Origin of the sequence: Rhizobium leguminosarum (genome assembly GCF_010668065.1) — a bacterium.
GTDB classification, from domain to species: domain Bacteria; phylum Pseudomonadota; class Alphaproteobacteria; order Rhizobiales; family Rhizobiaceae; genus Rhizobium; species Rhizobium leguminosarum_S.
Map to the genome: position 1 here is coordinate 17,422 of NZ_WUEN01000003.1, position 14,852 is coordinate 32,273.

15 protein-coding genes and 1 pseudogene are annotated in these 14,852 nt (G+C 60.6%); 10 read left to right on the top strand and 6 right to left on the bottom strand.

Annotated elements, in window-relative coordinates; all coding sequences use genetic code 11:
- Nucleotides 1-122 precede the first annotated feature (122 nt).
- From GR198_RS08545 to GR198_RS08585, 9 genes are read left to right on the top strand one after another with little or no spacing between them, the layout of a single operon-like run.
- On the top strand, nucleotides 123-1,199 hold the full coding sequence (locus GR198_RS08545) for an ABC transporter substrate-binding protein (protein WP_003554938.1): 1,077 nt from the start codon (nucleotides 123-125) through the stop codon (nucleotides 1,197-1,199).
- The gene (locus tag GR198_RS08550) at nucleotides 1,189-2,103 is read left to right on the top strand and encodes an ABC transporter permease (RefSeq protein ID WP_082933958.1); all 915 of its coding nucleotides are present in this window, start codon (nucleotides 1,189-1,191) and stop codon (nucleotides 2,101-2,103) included. Before GR198_RS08545 ends, GR198_RS08550 begins: the two co-directional genes overlap by 11 nt.
- A gap of 10 nt (nucleotides 2,104-2,113) precedes the next feature.
- On the top strand, nucleotides 2,114-2,893 hold the full coding sequence (locus GR198_RS08555) for an ABC transporter permease (protein ID WP_003554934.1): 780 nt from the start codon (nucleotides 2,114-2,116) through the stop codon (nucleotides 2,891-2,893).
- Nucleotides 2,880-3,929: an ABC transporter ATP-binding protein gene (locus GR198_RS08560; RefSeq protein ID WP_130767547.1), complete on the top strand. Its 1,050-nt coding sequence runs from the start codon at nucleotides 2,880-2,882 to the stop codon at nucleotides 3,927-3,929. Before GR198_RS08555 ends, GR198_RS08560 begins: the two co-directional genes overlap by 14 nt.
- Nucleotides 3,929-4,528, top strand: coding sequence for a cysteine hydrolase family protein (locus GR198_RS08565; protein WP_033184104.1), 600 nt, complete (start codon nucleotides 3,929-3,931; stop codon nucleotides 4,526-4,528). Before GR198_RS08560 ends, GR198_RS08565 begins: the two co-directional genes overlap by 1 nt.
- Before the next feature lie 55 nt (nucleotides 4,529-4,583).
- Complete coding sequence (locus tag GR198_RS08570; RefSeq protein WP_164048412.1) at nucleotides 4,584-5,054, top strand: MarR family winged helix-turn-helix transcriptional regulator; 471 nt, start codon at nucleotides 4,584-4,586, stop codon at nucleotides 5,052-5,054.
- A gap of 33 nt (nucleotides 5,055-5,087) precedes the next feature.
- Nucleotides 5,088-7,430, top strand: coding sequence for a beta-glucosidase family protein (locus GR198_RS08575; RefSeq protein ID WP_164068300.1), 2,343 nt, complete (start codon nucleotides 5,088-5,090; stop codon nucleotides 7,428-7,430).
- 16 nt (nucleotides 7,431-7,446) lie between these two features.
- On the top strand, nucleotides 7,447-7,776 hold the full coding sequence (locus GR198_RS08580) for an XdhC family protein (protein ID WP_164068302.1): 330 nt from the start codon (nucleotides 7,447-7,449) through the stop codon (nucleotides 7,774-7,776).
- Nucleotides 7,776-8,480 carry an XdhC family protein gene (locus tag GR198_RS08585; RefSeq protein WP_164068304.1) on the top strand — a complete coding sequence of 235 codons (705 nt, stop codon included), beginning with the start codon at nucleotides 7,776-7,778 and terminating at the stop codon, nucleotides 8,478-8,480. Before GR198_RS08580 ends, GR198_RS08585 begins: the two co-directional genes overlap by 1 nt.
- Nucleotides 8,481-8,530: 50 nt before the next feature.
- On the opposite strand, the gene GR198_RS35725 is transcribed toward GR198_RS08585, so the two are convergent.
- Nucleotides 8,531-8,797, bottom strand: a complete 267-nt coding sequence (locus GR198_RS35725; protein ID WP_246711095.1) for a hypothetical protein — start codon at nucleotides 8,795-8,797, stop codon at nucleotides 8,531-8,533.
- Here GR198_RS35725 and GR198_RS08590 point away from each other — a divergent pair.
- Nucleotides 8,718-9,107, top strand: a complete 390-nt coding sequence (locus tag GR198_RS08590; RefSeq protein ID WP_246711076.1) for a nucleotidyltransferase family protein — start codon at nucleotides 8,718-8,720, stop codon at nucleotides 9,105-9,107. The two genes, GR198_RS35725 and GR198_RS08590, sit on opposite strands and share 80 nt — an antisense overlap.
- A gap of 110 nt (nucleotides 9,108-9,217) precedes the next feature.
- Here the strand turns inward: GR198_RS08590 and GR198_RS08595 are convergent.
- From GR198_RS08595 to urtD, 5 genes and pseudogenes are all read right to left on the bottom strand, one after another.
- A pseudogene (locus GR198_RS08595) lies at nucleotides 9,218-9,748 on the bottom strand (methyl-accepting chemotaxis protein); the annotation flags it as partial.
- 709 nt (nucleotides 9,749-10,457) lie between these two features.
- Nucleotides 10,458-11,615 (bottom strand): iron-containing alcohol dehydrogenase, encoded by a 1,158-nt coding sequence (locus GR198_RS08600; protein ID WP_164068308.1) that lies wholly within the window; start codon nucleotides 11,613-11,615, stop codon nucleotides 10,458-10,460.
- 12 nt (nucleotides 11,616-11,627) lie between these two features.
- Entirely contained in the window at nucleotides 11,628-13,379 is a 1,752-nt protein-coding gene (locus tag GR198_RS08605; protein WP_164068310.1) for a nitrilase-related carbon-nitrogen hydrolase, read from the bottom strand.
- A 28-nt stretch (nucleotides 13,380-13,407) separates the two neighbouring features.
- Nucleotides 13,408-14,103 carry an urea ABC transporter ATP-binding subunit UrtE gene (urtE, locus tag GR198_RS08610; RefSeq protein WP_062940180.1) on the bottom strand — a complete coding sequence of 232 codons (696 nt, stop codon included), beginning with the start codon at nucleotides 14,101-14,103 and terminating at the stop codon, nucleotides 13,408-13,410.
- Complete coding sequence (gene urtD / locus GR198_RS08615; RefSeq protein WP_164068312.1) at nucleotides 14,103-14,852, bottom strand: urea ABC transporter ATP-binding protein UrtD; 750 nt, start codon at nucleotides 14,850-14,852, stop codon at nucleotides 14,103-14,105. Before urtD ends, urtE begins: the two co-directional genes overlap by 1 nt.

A 14,852-nucleotide genomic window follows, 5' to 3' on the forward strand; every position in this document is an offset into this window, starting at 1 on the left:
TGTATACAAATGATTAAGCGCGCTTTGGCACGCTGTTTGTTTTCAAGCTAGCCGATCCGTTGAGGTCGATGACCGCGGGTCATGATGGTCCATAACTGTGTATCTTCAAGAGGGGTGCCACAATGACTGAACTCACCAGACGCAACACAATGAAGTTGATGTCCGCAGCACTGATTGCTGGCGTCAGCATCTCCACCTTGCCGCGCAAAGCCTTTTCGGCCGGATCCATCACGGTCCTCAACTGGCAGGGTTACGGCACCGACGAAGCCTGGTCGCTGAAGGCTTTCACCGAAAAGACGGGCATCACAGTCGTCCATGACTACTACAGCTCGGAATCGGAAATGCTGACCAAGATGCGCACGAATCCGGGCGCCTACGATCTTGTTATCCTCAACGCTGCGCGTTGCGCCCAGGCGGTTGCCGAAGACCTGCTGCAGCCGATCGATTTCAGCAAGGTTCCAAACGCGTCAACAGTCGACGAGACCCTGCGCGCCAACCCGAACTTCAGCAAGGATGGCAAGGGTTATGCCGTTCCGTGGGTCTGGGGCATGACCTCGCTTGCCATCCGTGAAGGCATGACCGTTCCCGACAGTTACGCGGTGCTCGCCGACCCGGCCTATAAGGGCCGTGTTGCCATGGACGACGACGCCATCATCAATGTCGGCGTTGGCGCGCTGATGAGCGGGCAGGACATCAACGATCCCAAGGATCTGGCTGCTGTTACCGCCGCGCTGAAATCGATCAAGCCGAACGTCAAGTTGCTGTGGTCGACGGAAGATCAGTGGAACAAGTCGTTCGCCGCCAAGGAATTCGACCTGTCGCTGTTCTGGTCGGGCGGCTCGGTGCGATCCAAGCGCGTTTCCAAACTTCCGGTTCAGTTCGTAGTGCCTAAGGAAGGCGGCGTCGGTTGGGTCGATGGTCTCGGTGTTCCGGCATCGGCTCCGAATCCAGAAGGTGCTCTTGCCTTCGTCAACTGGATGATCGATCCGATATTCTATGTCGAATGGGCAACCAAGATTGGAGCCCCCGCGTCTTCAAATTCGGCAGCCCTTTCAGCACTTCCTGCCGACGATCTCACCCGCCTGGTACACAAGACCGAATATTTGAAGACGACGTCGTTTGTCTCGGGCATTCCCGACGACCGGCGCGAAGCCTTCAACAATATCTGGCAGGAAGTGAAAGCCTTCTATGCAGAATGATCGTCTGATATCAGCGTCAGAGCGCGGACCTTCGGGTCCGCGCAGCCGGCGCCCACTCCCGCCATGGGTTTCGACGACGGCGCTGCTGCTGCCGACCTATGGGTGGCTGACACTTGCCGTCTTTCTGCCGCTGCTGACCATGTTCGTGTTCAGCTTCATGTCGGCGACACCGATGGGCAAGGCCCCGATCGTCTTTACGCTGAAGCAGTACCGCGCGTTCATCGATCAACCCTATCTGGTCGGGATCGGCATCACGTCGCTGCTGATCGGCTTCTGGACGACGCTATTCTGCGCGGTGCTTGGTTTCCTGGCGGCCGTGGCGCTGGTCCGCTCGACCTTCGGCAAGACGCGCGAGATGTTGTTGATCCTCATCCTCCTGCCATTCTGGACCAACGGTCTTGTGCGCGTCTTTTCGTGGACCATGGTGCTGCGCGAAAACGGCTTTCTCGACAGTCTGCTGCATATGATTGCTCCGGACGCGGGTTCCATCGGCTTTCTCTACACGCGCTATGCCGTGGTGGTTGGTCTTGTTCACGGCTACCTGCCGTACATGATCCTGACCTGCTACATAGCGCTGGTGGCCATCGACGACGCGATCATTGAGGCTGCTTCAAGCCTCGGCGCGCGCTGGTGGACCATCCTGTTCAAGATTTTGGTGCCGCTTGCAGCTCCCGGGCTGATCTCCGGCGCCGTTTTGATCTTCATTCCGGTCATCGGTTCATTCATGGAACCGCGCATTCTGGGCGGTCGTGTCGGCGTGACCATGGGAACGGTGATCGAGGATCAGTTCACCCAGGCCTTCAACTGGCCTTTGGGCGCATCGTTGTCCTTTACGCTGCTGGCTGTCGTGCTCGCAATTTTCGCAACCTTCTCCGGTGTCCTGCGCCGCGGAACGGTCGCTTGAGGAAGGGATCATGAAAACGCTCGGTCCAATCTATCTCATCGCCATCCTCATCTTCCTCTACACGCCCATTCTCGTGATGATGGCGATGGGGTTCAACGCTTCGCCACTTTACGAATTGCCATTCCATTTCTCGCTGCAATGGTACGACGCGCTCTGGGACAACAGCATCCTTCTGACGGCGGGTTTGAACAGCCTGGTGATCGCGAGTATCACCGCGGTTCTGGCGACGGCTTTGGGTACCATGGCGTCCGTTGCGCTGTCGCGCCGGACCTTTCGCGGCAGAAGTCTCCTGCAACTGATGCTGCTGCCGCCGATTGCCATTCCCTGGCTGATCACCGGCACGGCCATGCTAATCTTCTTTTATTGGACCGGTATCGGGCGCGGTATGCATGCCCTGTTGATCGGCCACGTGGCGCTCGCCATCCCCTACGTTGTTCTGGTCGTCGGCACGGGCTTCAAGACAATCCGCGCCGACCTTGAAGAAGCCGCGATGAGCCTTGGTTCGACACCGGTTCACGCCTTCTTCTCGGTGACGCTACCGCTGCTTTATCCGAGCATCCTTGGCGCCGCGCTCTTCGCCTTCGCCGTGTCGCTCGACCAGTTCGTGATTTCCTACTTCCTCGCAACGCCCGGGTACACCACCCTGCCGGTGCAGATCTACTCCTCGATCCGCAAGGGCTTCACCCCTGAAATCAACGCGATCTCCACCGTGCTTCTGCTCGGCTCGATGACGATCATCCTGATTTTTGCGCGCTTCGCCAAGCCCGGAGACACAAGTGACAAACGTTAAAGTCAATTCCGTCGCCAAGACCTACGGCACCACACCGGTCCTGTCCGATATCACCACCGAATTCCCTGAAGGCTCTTTCACCAGCCTTCTCGGCCCATCCGGCTCCGGCAAGACCACGCTGCTGCGCATCATCGCGGGCTTTATCAAGCCCGACCAGGGCGTCGTCACGATCGGCAACAATGATGTCACTGACATTCCGGTCTGGGGCCGTAACATCGGCATGATGTTCCAGTCCTACGCGCTGTTCCCGCATATGACGATTGCCCAGAACGTCGCCTTCGGTCTCGAACGCCGGGGCATCAAGGGCGCCGCCGCCCGCAAGGAAGTCGACCGTGCGCTGGAAATGGTGCATCTGCCTGGCTTTGCCGATCGCATGCCCAAGCAGTTGTCCGGGGGCCAGCAGCAGCGCGTTGCGCTGGCCCGCGCCATGGTCATCAAGCCGAGCGTACTGCTCCTCGACGAGCCGCTGTCGGCGCTCGATCGGCGCCTGCGCCAGGAAATGCAGGTCGAACTGCTGCGCATCCAGCGCGAAAGTGGCCTGACGACGATCTTCGTCACCCACGACCAGGAAGAGGCGCTGACGCTGTCCGATAAGGTAGCGATCCTCGACAAGGGCCGCATCGTCCAGATCGGCGAGCCGGAAACCGTCTATGAGAGACCGCTGACGCGCTTTGCCGCCGAATTCCTCGGCGATTCCAACTTCCTCACCGGGACGGTGGACAACGGCGCCGTGCGTCTCGCCGATGGGACGGTAGTTCAGACCACCGGCACGTTGCCATCAAGCGGCTCGAACGTCACGCTCGCGGTGCGCCCGGAGAAGATGTCGATCGCATCGGGTCCGACGGATGGCAACAGCCTGACGGCGCGCATCACCACCGTCATCTACGCAGGTCCCGTGCTGTCCTATCTGCTGGAGACGGCAGACGGTCTGCCGCTGAAGCTGTTTGCACAGAACCGCGATGGCAAGGTCCTGAGCGATGGCGACACCATCACCCTGACCTGGGCCGCGGAACACACCGTCCCGGTGGCCGACTGATGATGGCACCCGCGCCACTCTCCAGGAATGCGTTGCATGTCGTCATCGACATGCAACGTCTCTTCGCTGAGCAAACGGCGTGGTATACGCCAGCGATCGAAGGCATCCTTCCCAATGTGGTGGCGCTGAGCAAAGCGCGGCCCGCTGAGACTGTCTTTGCTCGCTTCATGGTGCCCCAAAATGCCGAAGGTGCCACAGGCCGCTGGAAGACCTACTATCGTCGCTGGTCATCGGTGACGCTGGATGAGCTCGATATCGCCATGCTGGATCTGGTCGCGCCGCTTACAGCGATCGCCGCTCCAGGCTCCATCGTTGACAAAGAGACTTACTCGGTCTTTGGCTCGCCCGGGTTTACTGCGCGTTTGCAAGGATCGGCAACGGACACGCTGATTTTCTCGGGCGTCGAGACCGACGTCTGCGTCTACGCCAGCGTTCTTGATGCGGTCGACGCCGGCTACCGGGTCATCCTCGCCGAGGACGCACTGGCAAGCGGCGACTTGAAGGCGCACGCCATGGTCATCGAGATCCTGGCGCCAAGGCTTTCGGAGCAGATTGAAATTCTAACGACAGAAGCCATTCTGAAATTATGGCGAGAGTAAATTCGGCAGCGCCATTGCCGGTCACGACGATGAATAGGCAGATTTGAGAGATCCTATGGACGTTCCGTTCAAAGACAAAGGCGGCCGACAAAAGACCGAGGCGCCCGGCCAGCAGGCACAGTATGCGCTTGGCGAGCAGATCGGCTTCTATCTGCGCCAGGCCAACCAGCGGCACGTGGCGATCTTTGCGAGCCTGATGGCGGAGAAGCTGACCACCACCCAATGGGCGGCGCTCGTCAGGCTGAAGGACCTGCAGCCCTGTTCGCAGGGCAATCTCGGCCGCGAGACCGCCATGGATATGGCGACCATCAAGGGCGTCGTCGATCGACTGGTGAAGCGTGGCCTCGTTCACACCGCCCCCGACGCGACCGACGCGCGCCGGCTGGTGCTGACGCTGACGCCGGAAGGCGAGGTGACAGTCGCCCGCAACCTGTCGGTCGCGCTGCAGATCTCGCAGGAAACGCTGAGCACGCTGACGCTTGCGGAGCGGATGATGCTGATGGAACTCCTTCAGAAGATCTGTTGACACACGCCTGATCCGCAGTACTGGAGACCAATCATGTTCCAGCCGAGCGACGCCGAAATTCGAGCGCTTGTCGATCAGATGACGGTGGCCGAAAAGGTCGATCTCCTGAGCGGGCGTGGCCTGTGGAAGACGGCATCGATAAGCAGGCTCGGTGTTCCTTCGATCGTCATGACCGATGGGGCCTATGGGGTGCGCTACTCGACCACCCAGATCGACGCCGGCGACAACGACGAAGACAGTCTGCGGGCGTTCCTCGATCTCGTCGGGCAACAGGGCGACGGATCGGGCGGCATGTTTGGTGCCACCCGTCCAGCCACGTGCTTTCCCAACGGCAATCTGCTCGGCTCTTCCTGGGATATTGATCTTGCCTATCGCATGGGCGCTGCGCTGGCGGCGGAGTGCCAGGACTTCGGGGTTCATCTGCTTTTGGGGCCCGGCATCAACATAAGGCGCACGCCGCTGGCCGGGCGGGCCTACGAATATTATTCCGAGGATCCTGTTATTAGCGGCGACATCGCAGCGGCCGTCATCTGCGGATTGCAGGATAACGGCGTCGGCGCCTCGCTCAAGCATTTCGCCTGCAATAATTCCGAAATCGAGCGAACCACGACCAGTTCCGATGTCGATGAGCGCGCCCTGCGCGAAATATACTTGGCAGGCTTCGAGCGGGCCATCGAAAAGAGCGCGCCGTGGACCGTGATGAGCGCTTATAATCCGCTGAACGGCATCCAGGCAGCCGAACATCATTGGCTGCTGCGAACCGTGCTGCGCGATGAATGGGGCTATGACGGGCTTGTCCTGTCAGACTGGCACGCGATTAAGGATCGTGCCGCAGCGCTCGATGCCGGCACCGAACTCGACATGCCGGAAAGCAAGCCCCGCAAGGCGCGTCTCCATGCGGCGATCAACGCCGGCGACGTGGCGCCCGAGGTGATCGATGCGGCTTGCGCCAAAGTTCTGGCGTTCGTGCGCAAATGCAAGTCGAGCGAGCGGCGCGGCACGCCGGCGGATTTCGAGGCGCATCATGCGCTGGCGCGCGACATCGCGGCGGAATCGATTGTGCTGCTGCGCAATGAGGGCCAGGCGCTGCCGCTCGATCCCGCCGGGCCTGGTGAGCTTCTCATTGTCGGCGACGGCGCCGTCACTCCTGTTATCCAAGGCTCCGGCTCGGCTACCACCAATCCCTATCGCGTCGACAGTCCGTTCGTTCAGATTGCCGCGCGGGCGGGAGACAGCCTGAAGGTCCGGCATCTGCCCTTCTTGTCGGTCGCGCAGCCCGAGGTGACGGCGTCAATCGCGGCGATCGTCGAAGCCGCGGAGCGTGCCGATGTAGTTGTCGTGTTTGCGGAAAACGAGAAGAGCCGTCACGGCGAGGGCAACGACCGCGACACACTGAAGCTCGCCCCCAGCCACGATGCACTCATCACGGCGTTGGCGGCGACAGGTCGCAAGCTAGTCGTCGTGCTTTCGATGCCAGACACGGTCGAGATGCCATGGATCGGGGATGTCGACGCCGTCCTGGCCAGTTTCTATGCCGGGCAGGGCGGTGGCGAAGCGCTGGCCCGCATCCTGTTTGGCGAGCAGAACCCGTGCGGCAAGCTCTCCGCCAGCATGCCGGTTCACATGCAGGATATTCCGGGCTGGCACACCTATCCGGGCGAGCATGGCCGGCATGTCTATAGCGAGGGCATTTTCGTCGGTTACCGGTTCTACGATCTGAAGGCGATGACGCCAGCCTTTCCGTTCGGCCATGGGCTCAGCTACACCACGTTCGCCTATGAGGATCTCAGGCTCGATACGCAGGAGATCACGCCCGGCGCCGGCTGCACCGCCGCCCTTACCATCCGCAACACAGGTACGGTTGCCGGCAAGGAAATCGTGCAACTCTATGTCCGGCCGATTAAGCCGGGTCTCAAACGACCCGTCCATGAGCTTAAGTCCTTCACCAAGCTTCATCTGGCGCCAGGAGAAGCGAAGAGGGTAACGCTTGGGCTGGCGCAGCGCGATTTCCAGTATTTCGACACGTCGCGTTCGGCTTGGGTTCTTGACGCTGAGGCTTTTGTAATCGAAGCGGCTGCATCCTCCAGAGATATCCGCTTGTCGATCACCTTGCCATGCAGGTCGGAGGCTGCGGCCCTGCCGACGATTTCGGCCAATTCTCCGACAGCGCTTGTCTTTGCCCACCCGAACGCCGAGGCCGCTCTCGTTCGTTTCTTCGTCAGCAGGCTTTCGATCTCCGCTGCCGAAGCCATGGCCCTTCTAGCCAAGACAAAGGGCTCCTTTCTCGGCTTCTACGACACTTTGAGCTGGTATGTCGGAGACAGTGTCAAAGAGGCGGATATTGCCGAAGTCTTTTCAGAACTAAACCAACACTAGATTGAGGCCCGCAGGAATGACCATCCAGACGAAACTGACCGACCCGCTGCTGACGGCCGAGCACTGGATGGAAGCGGGCCGAGCTGTTGCGATTGCGACGGTGATCGAGACGTGGGGTTCGGCGCCGCGTCCGGTTGGCAGTCAGCTGGTGGTCGATGGTGATGGCAACTTCGAGGGTTCGGTTTCCGGTGGCTGTGTCGAGGGTGCGGTGGTTGCCGCCGCTGCCGAGGTGATTGCCGCTGGCAAGGCGCAGATGCTGGAATTCGGCGTTGCGGACGAGACCGCCTGGCGCGTCGGGCTGTCGTGCGGCGGGCGCATCCGTGTCTTTGTCGAGAGGCTCGGCTGATGCTCCGCGACAGCCTGCAGCGTTTGAACGCCGCGCGCCGGAAACGTCTCGCCGTCGTGCTGCTGACAGATTTTCGGGGAGAAGAGCATATCTTCCTGGAAGGGGATCCGGTCGAGCCGCCATTTGCCGCGCTCGTCGAAGGCGCCTTTCGGTCTGGCCGCTCGATGGCTTTCGACACGATAGATGCCAGCGGCTTCCTCAATGTCTACATACCTGCCCCGCGCATCGCCGTCATCGGCGCCGTCCATATCAGCCAGTATCTGACGCCGATGGCAAGGTTGGCCGGCTTCGATGTGCGCATCATCGATCCGCGCACAGCCTTTGCGACGCGTGATCGCTTTCCCGATGTGCAGATGTGCAGCGATTGGCCCGTTGATGCATTGATGGCGGATCCACTCGACCGCTATACCGCCTTAGTCGCACTCACCCACGATCCCAAGATCGATGATTTTCCCCTGGCCCAGGCATTGCGCACCGGCTGCTTCTATATAGGCGCGCTCGGCAGCCGAAAGACCCACGTAGCGCGGACAGGCCGCCTTGCCGCATACGGCTTCGGTGCCGATGCGCTTTCGACGATCCACGCGCCGATCGGGCTCGACATCGGCGCATCCAATCCAGCTGAGATCTCAGTAGCGATCCTTGCTGAGGTCATCAAAGCGCTTCGCACGAGCTGCCGCCAGACGGTGCCTGCGGAGCGCCCATAAAGAGGTTCACCCTCTGTCGATGACGCAGATGGAAATAGCTCGCCTGGACGCTAAGCTGCGGCAAGGCGGCGTTTCGAAAACATCTTGCGCAGCGAGGCAAAACCGCGCTGTCTACACGTCTGCGGCATCGCAACCTGGAGCTTGTCGACGCAGCGGGCGCTTGGTGGGATCGGGAAAAAGATGCGAGCAAAGGCGAATGTATCAATCGTTGTGCTGGCGGCCGGCGCCGCGACGCGCATGAGATCGAACAGCGGGCACAAGCTGTTGGCGATGTTTGACGGAATGCCGCTCGTGCGCCGCTCGGCTTTGATCGCCAAGGCCAGCACCGCCCTTTCGGTCATCGTCGTCGGCCATCGGCAAGACGATATTCGCGAAGCTCTCACCGGCCTGTCACTGCATGTTATCCCCAATCCCGACTACAGAGTGGGCATATCAAGTTCGCTGGCGGCTGGATTTGCCGCCGCTGTAGCCGAGGGCGCCGATGGTGTTCTTATCTTGCTCGCGGATATGCCCGGCGTTTCCGCAAACAATCTGGACCAGGTCGAGATGGGAACCGCGGCGCTAACCGATGTCGATACGGCCGAGGCGATTGTCGCTGCCGGTGGCATTCCTGTTGAAGACTGCTAAGCGATGCCGCCGCTCCATCCAGCGGGTTCTCGCGGCTTCTGAGCGCCTACGGTGAAGAGTTCCACGTCACCGTGGTCATCCGTCATGCGGTCTTAGCCCGTCGAAGCCGTTAGGCTGCCACCGGTCTCAGCTACGAGCGAAACGCCGCTCTTCACATGGGCATTCGAGGCGCTGATGAGTCCCTTGATTTCCTTTGCGGCCTTTGCGGAACGCTGGGCCAATTCGCGAACCTCCTGTGCAACGACGGCGAAGCCCTTGCCTGTATCGCCTGCGCGTGCGGCTTCGACACCGGCGTTGAGCGCCAGGAGGTTAGTCTGGAAAGCAATTTCATCGATAACGCCGATGATGGCGCCTATTTCCGAGGCGGACGATTCGATGCTGCCCATTGCAGCAACCGCATCTCGCACGACGATACCTGAGCGTTCGGCGTTCTCCTTGGTCTGACGAACGAGTTGGCCTGCTTCCTGGGCTCGATTGCTTGAGTCAGCGACGGTTGTCGTGATTTCTTCGAGTGCCGCCGCAGTCTCCTCGACCGAGGCCGCCTGCTGTTCGGTGCGCTTGGAGAGATCTTCGGATGCCGACTGGATTTCTTGTGCTCCGGCTGCGATCGAACGTGCGTTCTCGGCAACGGCTGAACATGCCAAGGTCGACGAAAGCACGCGCACTTGCGGGCCGAGCTTCGATCATGGTCAGGGGAGCAACTGCGCTCGCACGTGCTGTCCCACGCTTGCCTCCGATGACGAAGTCCAGAAACTTCGTTTCTCCGCTTTCCGGTGGAGCGGCATCATGCTCCCCAGCGGTTCCCATGGTCGCAGGACCCTGGTTGCGGCTGCGCCTGTCAATATCGAGGAGAAATCCTGCCATATCCTCGATGGCAGCCTGGCGCGCCTGCTCTCGATTTGCCGCAGTTCTTTCTGGATGAGCCTTGTTCGTCAGCACACGGATTTCCTGATCAGCGTCAGGTGCTGTGTTGGTTCCGAGGAGACGCAAGGCCAATTCGATAGCGACATCTATAGCGTCGGGATCCCATACCCCATGACATGGAAGGACTGCTCAGGGTAGTTTTCGAAAACAACCTGCCGCAGGAAGCGGGTGGTGGGTAGGTCGGAAGCGTTGAATAGATGACAATGAGCGTCGATAAGAGGCTGCCCCTTGCCGGGCGCAGTCGGCGTTGCATCATCACTCGTGCATCCTGTCGAAAGCGCAGCTCCGAACAACGCGCTCTGTCGCAGGAAAGCTCTTCGCAGCATGAATGGCTCCCCCTCAGAAGTCCGGACATGCAACCACAGGGTCAGCGGCTTTGCAACTACTGGCAATAAAGAGGCAGGACGCCCAGCACGAGGCACCTTTTTACCAAGCGACTTCGTAGATCCTCGCGGCATCCGACAGCGACACCGTGCGCGGATTGTTGACCAGCAAGCGGGTCTGTTCCACGGCGCTTTCCGCAAGCAGTGGCAGCCCGTCCTTGGGAATTCCGACATCCCTCAGGCGTACGGGCAGGTTCAGGCGCACAGGCAGTATTGCCAATCCTTCGATGAAACCGGAAAGCCGCTCGGCCTGACCGGCAGGCTCAAGGTGAGGAAAGAGGCACGGCGCCAGTTCCGCATAGGCATCACCACACGCGATCGCGTTGAAGCGCAGGACATGCGGAAGGACCAAACTGTTGGAAAGGCCGTGCGCAACGTGATAGCGGCCACCGATCGGGTAGGCGAGAGCATGGACGGCAGCGACCGGCGAATTGGCAAAGGCCTGACCGGCCAGCATTGCGCCGAGAAGCATCGCCTGTCGGGCGGCGAGATCGGTTCCTTTCATCACTGCGATCTCGATATTTGCCCCGAGTAGCCGAAGCGCCTCCTTGGCAAGGGTCCGGGAAACCGGATTGTTGTTCGTACTCGCGGAGGTAAAAGCCTCGATGGCGTGCACCATGGCGTCGATCCCCGTTGCGGCCGTCACGGCCGGAGGAAGGCCGAGGGTCAACTCCGCATCGAGAAGTGCCGCATCCGGCAGTAGCACCGGCGATACGACGCCTTTTTTCTCGTATGCGCCCGTGGTGACAATGGAAATCGGTGTGACTTCGGAGCCGGTGCCTGCCGTTGTGGGCACAAGCACCAGCGGCAAGCGATGCCCGCTTACTTTGCCTACTCCATAGATATCATCGAGTGCTTCACCGCTTTTGCAGAGCAGAGCTACAAGTTTTGCCACATCGAGCGACGAGCCGCCGCCAATGCCAAGTAGACCCGTGGCGCCGAAACCGATCGCCTGCGCCACAGCCGCATGAATGATGGCTTCCGGCGGATCGGCGACAACGCCGGTAAAAAGCGATATTTCAGCGCCGCCGTCGGCAAGGCTCGCCAGGGCCCGCTGAACGAGCCCCGCTTTGACGACCCCTTCGTCCGAAATCACCAGAACACGCGGCCCAAGCCGGGTTTTTGTCAGCTCCGAAAGCCTCGCGATGCAACCCGGCCCCGCGATGATCTGCGGGACGGTCGCGAATGTGAATGTGGACATCTTGCCGGTCTCTCACTGATGCCATTTGACGAGGGGCTGATAGTGATGCGGCTGGCGCATGACGACAAGATCCTTTCGCCGGACGATGTTCGTCGGATACGGCGTATCGAGATTGGTGGTGTCGACGGCTGCCGCCGCAATCCCGTCCTCGTCCAGGATTGCCGATTCCTGGCGCGGAAAGGCAAAGGAATCCGGCCCGAACACCGCACTCTTGCCCAGGTATCCCCGCGCCGGATCCAGGACGTTGGCGAAGGCGAAATAGACGTTGTTTTCGCCGCCGCGCACGCGCAATGCATGCCAGTGATAGGGATCCGCTCCCTTGGGGATCGGATAGTTGTGCGGGATTTTTGTGCCGTTGTGGCTGCCGGTGAAGGTGCCTGCTATGGCTGATGGGCAAGCGACCACGTCGCATCCCATCAGCGCCAGCGAACGGATGGCTTCCGGATAGAGCGCGTCATGGCCGATCGCCAGGCCGACGCGGCCGATAGCAAGGTCGTAAACTTTCCATTCGTCTCCGGCGGTCGCCCAGCTGTCGGCAATGCCGAGATGCGTCTTCCGGTAGCTTCCCACGAGCCCCTCAGGGCCAGCGAGAACCGCGCTGTTATACACCTTGTCCCCGTCCTCTTCGGCAAATCCGGCGACAAGATAGAAACCGAGCTTCATCGCGAGACGAACGAAGGCCGATACCGTCGGGCCCGAGAGCGGTTCCGCCCGGCCTTGCGGGGCCTCCAGTCCGGTCAGAGATAGTTCCGGGAAAACCAGAATATCCGGTGCTGTCGTTGCCTTCGCTTCGGCTGCCAGATCGCCGATGCGGGCGAGATTGTCGGCGACGACGGAGGTGGGGGCGAACTGGGCGACGGCGGCGCGCGACGCGCGTCCGCGCGGGATCGGCTGGTAGCCATAGAGACGGAAGTAATCGCCCGGATTCCAGGTGAAGCTGTTGGTCATCATGTTCATGTAGAGTTCGGGCCGGCGGGACTTGAATACCGGTTCGCACAGGACCTCGCGGCGGCGGGCAAGAGCGAGATCGATAGTGCCATAGGCGATCCCGTCGCCCGTATCGATCGATGCGGCGACCCTGCCGTCGGGATCGATCACGCAACTTCCGCCGGAAAACTGCACGGTTCTCTCCAGCCCCCAACGGTTGCTTTCGATGACATAGCAGGCGTTTTCGAAGGCGCGGTTGATCCAGTAGGGTGCCGGCGTGCGCTCCTGCAGCCAGTTGGAGATATGGCAGATGATGTCGGCACCCGCGAGTGCCTCCAGGCGCGCCGTCTCGAAGAAGTGTAGATCCATGCAGACCAGCATCGAGATCCGGCCGATCTCCGTTTCGAATACCTCGTGGACGATGTCGCCGTTGGCAGCCCATTTCGGCTCCGCGATATAGGGATGCGATTTGCGATGCCGGCCAACGACGCCGTCTGGGCCGATCAGGACGGCGGTATTGTAGTAAAGATCGCTTGCCGGATCGACTTCCGGCATGCCGACGACGATATAGCAGCGGTGTTTGCTGGCAATGGCCTGGAAAACATCCGTGGTCGCTCCGGGGATAGTCTCGACGAAAGGTTTCACCTCGGCCCTGTCGAACCAGCAATAGCCGGTCGTGCCCATTTCGGGCGTGACGATCAGGCGCGCACCTGCCTCCGCTGCCTCTTCGCAAAGGGCTGCCAGCCGGCTGATATTGCGCGCCTTTTCGAACATGGTCGGTTCGAACTGGATGGTGGCCGCGGTATAGCTTTGTGTCGATGTCATGGTTGTTCCCATTGTCTCTATGAAAGGATATCGGTCTGTTTCAGACAGCCATATGCCGATGAACAAGCGCGTCGGAGAGCGTGTCGATGGCGCCGGCCGCGACCACGCCTCCCTTCTCCAGCATTGCGAACTGGTGAGACGCGTGCCGCGCAAATGCGACGTTTTGCTCAACGAGGATGATCGTCATGCCGATCTCGCGATTGAGCCGGATGATGATCTTTTCGATCTCCTCGACGATGGAGGGTTGGATGCCTTCGTTCGGTTCATCGAGAAGCAGCACTTTAGGATCTGCGGCCAGCGCGCGGGCGATGGCGAGCTGCTGCTGCTGGCCGCCCGAAAGCACGCCGCCCGGCCGATCGAGATTGGCCATCAGGTATGGAAAAAGCTCCGGCACCAGCGCAGGAATCTCGCGTTTGCCATCGGTGCGGGCAAAGGCGCCCATCAGGATGTTCTCGCGGATGGTAAAATCGGGAATGATCTCCCTGCCCTGAGGGACGTAGGCAATACCGGCCCTTGCCCTTTCATGCGTTGGGGATGCGGCCATGTCCTTTCCCTGCAGACGCATCTCGCCCGTCATGCGGTCGGTCAATGCCATCAGCGTTTTCAACAGGGTCGTCTTGCCGGTGCCGTTGCGGCCGAGAATGCTTGTCACCTTGCCGGCCGGAACATCGAGCGTGATGCCGTGCAGTATATGGCTGCGGCCGTAATAGCTGTGCACGTCTTTCAACGACAGCATCAGGATATTCCTTTCGAACCGAGATAGGCTTCACGAACCTTCGGATTGCGTTCGATATCGTTGACGCTTCCTTCCGCCAGAACCTCCCCGAGATGGAGAACGGTGATGCGCTCGGCGATTTCGCGGACGAACCCCATGTCGTGTTCGACGACGAGGATCGTATGGCGACCTTTGAGATTGTTGATGATCTGGGCGGTCTTGCGGGTTTCCGCCTGAGTCATGCCGGCCGTCGGCTCGTCGAGCAGAACCACCTTGGGATCCTGTACGATGAGCATGCCGAGCTCCAGCCACTGCGTCTGGCCGTGGCTCAAATAGGCAGCCATCACGTCGTGCTCGGCATCGAGACCGATGAGGGCAAGGACGTCGTCCACACGCCTTGCCTCGGCGCGCGAAAAGCCGAAGCGAAGATTGGCGAGCACCGAAGGGTTGCGGCAATTGGCGACCTCCAGATTCTGTCGCACGGTAAGGTCGCGAAAGACGCTGGGGATCTGGAATTTCCGGCCTATGCCGGCGCGTGCGATGCGGTGTTCGGGCCAGTTGGTGATGTCGGTGTCGTAGACGAAGACCTTGCCCTGCGTGCTGCGCGTCTTGCCGCTGACCAGATCCATCAAGGTCGTCTTACCCGCGCCGTTTGCGCCAAGCAGCACACGCAGCTCGCCGTCGAAGACGGTGATGCTGACATTGTTGACGGCGCGGAAACCGCCGAAATCGACGCTGAGACCGTCGATGGTCAATGCGATCGCACTCAT

Excerpts from the sequence above, each read along its gene's own strand:
- GR198_RS08550 (WP_082933958.1), top strand. The coding sequence starts at position 1,189 with ATGCAGAATGATCGTCTGATATCAGCGTCAGAGCGCGGACCTTCGGGT.
- urtE (WP_062940180.1), bottom strand. The coding sequence starts at position 14,103 with ATGCTGTCGTTGAAAGACGTGCACAGCTATTACGGCCGCAGCCATATA.
- GR198_RS08600 (WP_164068308.1), bottom strand. The coding sequence starts at position 11,615 with ATGTCCACATTCACATTCGCGACCGTCCCGCAGATCATCGCGGGGCCG.
- GR198_RS08575 (WP_164068300.1), top strand. The coding sequence starts at position 5,088 with ATGTTCCAGCCGAGCGACGCCGAAATTCGAGCGCTTGTCGATCAGATG.
- GR198_RS08605 (WP_164068310.1), bottom strand. The coding sequence starts at position 13,379 with ATGGGAACAACCATGACATCGACACAAAGCTATACCGCGGCCACCATC.
- GR198_RS08555 (WP_003554934.1), top strand. The coding sequence starts at position 2,114 with ATGAAAACGCTCGGTCCAATCTATCTCATCGCCATCCTCATCTTCCTC.
- GR198_RS08565 (WP_033184104.1), top strand. The coding sequence starts at position 3,929 with ATGATGGCACCCGCGCCACTCTCCAGGAATGCGTTGCATGTCGTCATC.
- GR198_RS08580 (WP_164068302.1), top strand. The coding sequence starts at position 7,447 with ATGACCATCCAGACGAAACTGACCGACCCGCTGCTGACGGCCGAGCAC.
- GR198_RS08545 (WP_003554938.1), top strand. The coding sequence starts at position 123 with ATGACTGAACTCACCAGACGCAACACAATGAAGTTGATGTCCGCAGCA.
- GR198_RS08570 (WP_164048412.1), top strand. The coding sequence starts at position 4,584 with ATGGACGTTCCGTTCAAAGACAAAGGCGGCCGACAAAAGACCGAGGCG.
- GR198_RS08590 (WP_246711076.1), top strand. The coding sequence starts at position 8,718 with ATGAGATCGAACAGCGGGCACAAGCTGTTGGCGATGTTTGACGGAATG.
- urtD (WP_164068312.1), bottom strand. The coding sequence starts at position 14,852 with ATGAGTGCGATCGCATTGACCATCGACGGTCTCAGCGTCGATTTCGGC.
- GR198_RS08585 (WP_164068304.1), top strand. The coding sequence starts at position 7,776 with ATGCTCCGCGACAGCCTGCAGCGTTTGAACGCCGCGCGCCGGAAACGT.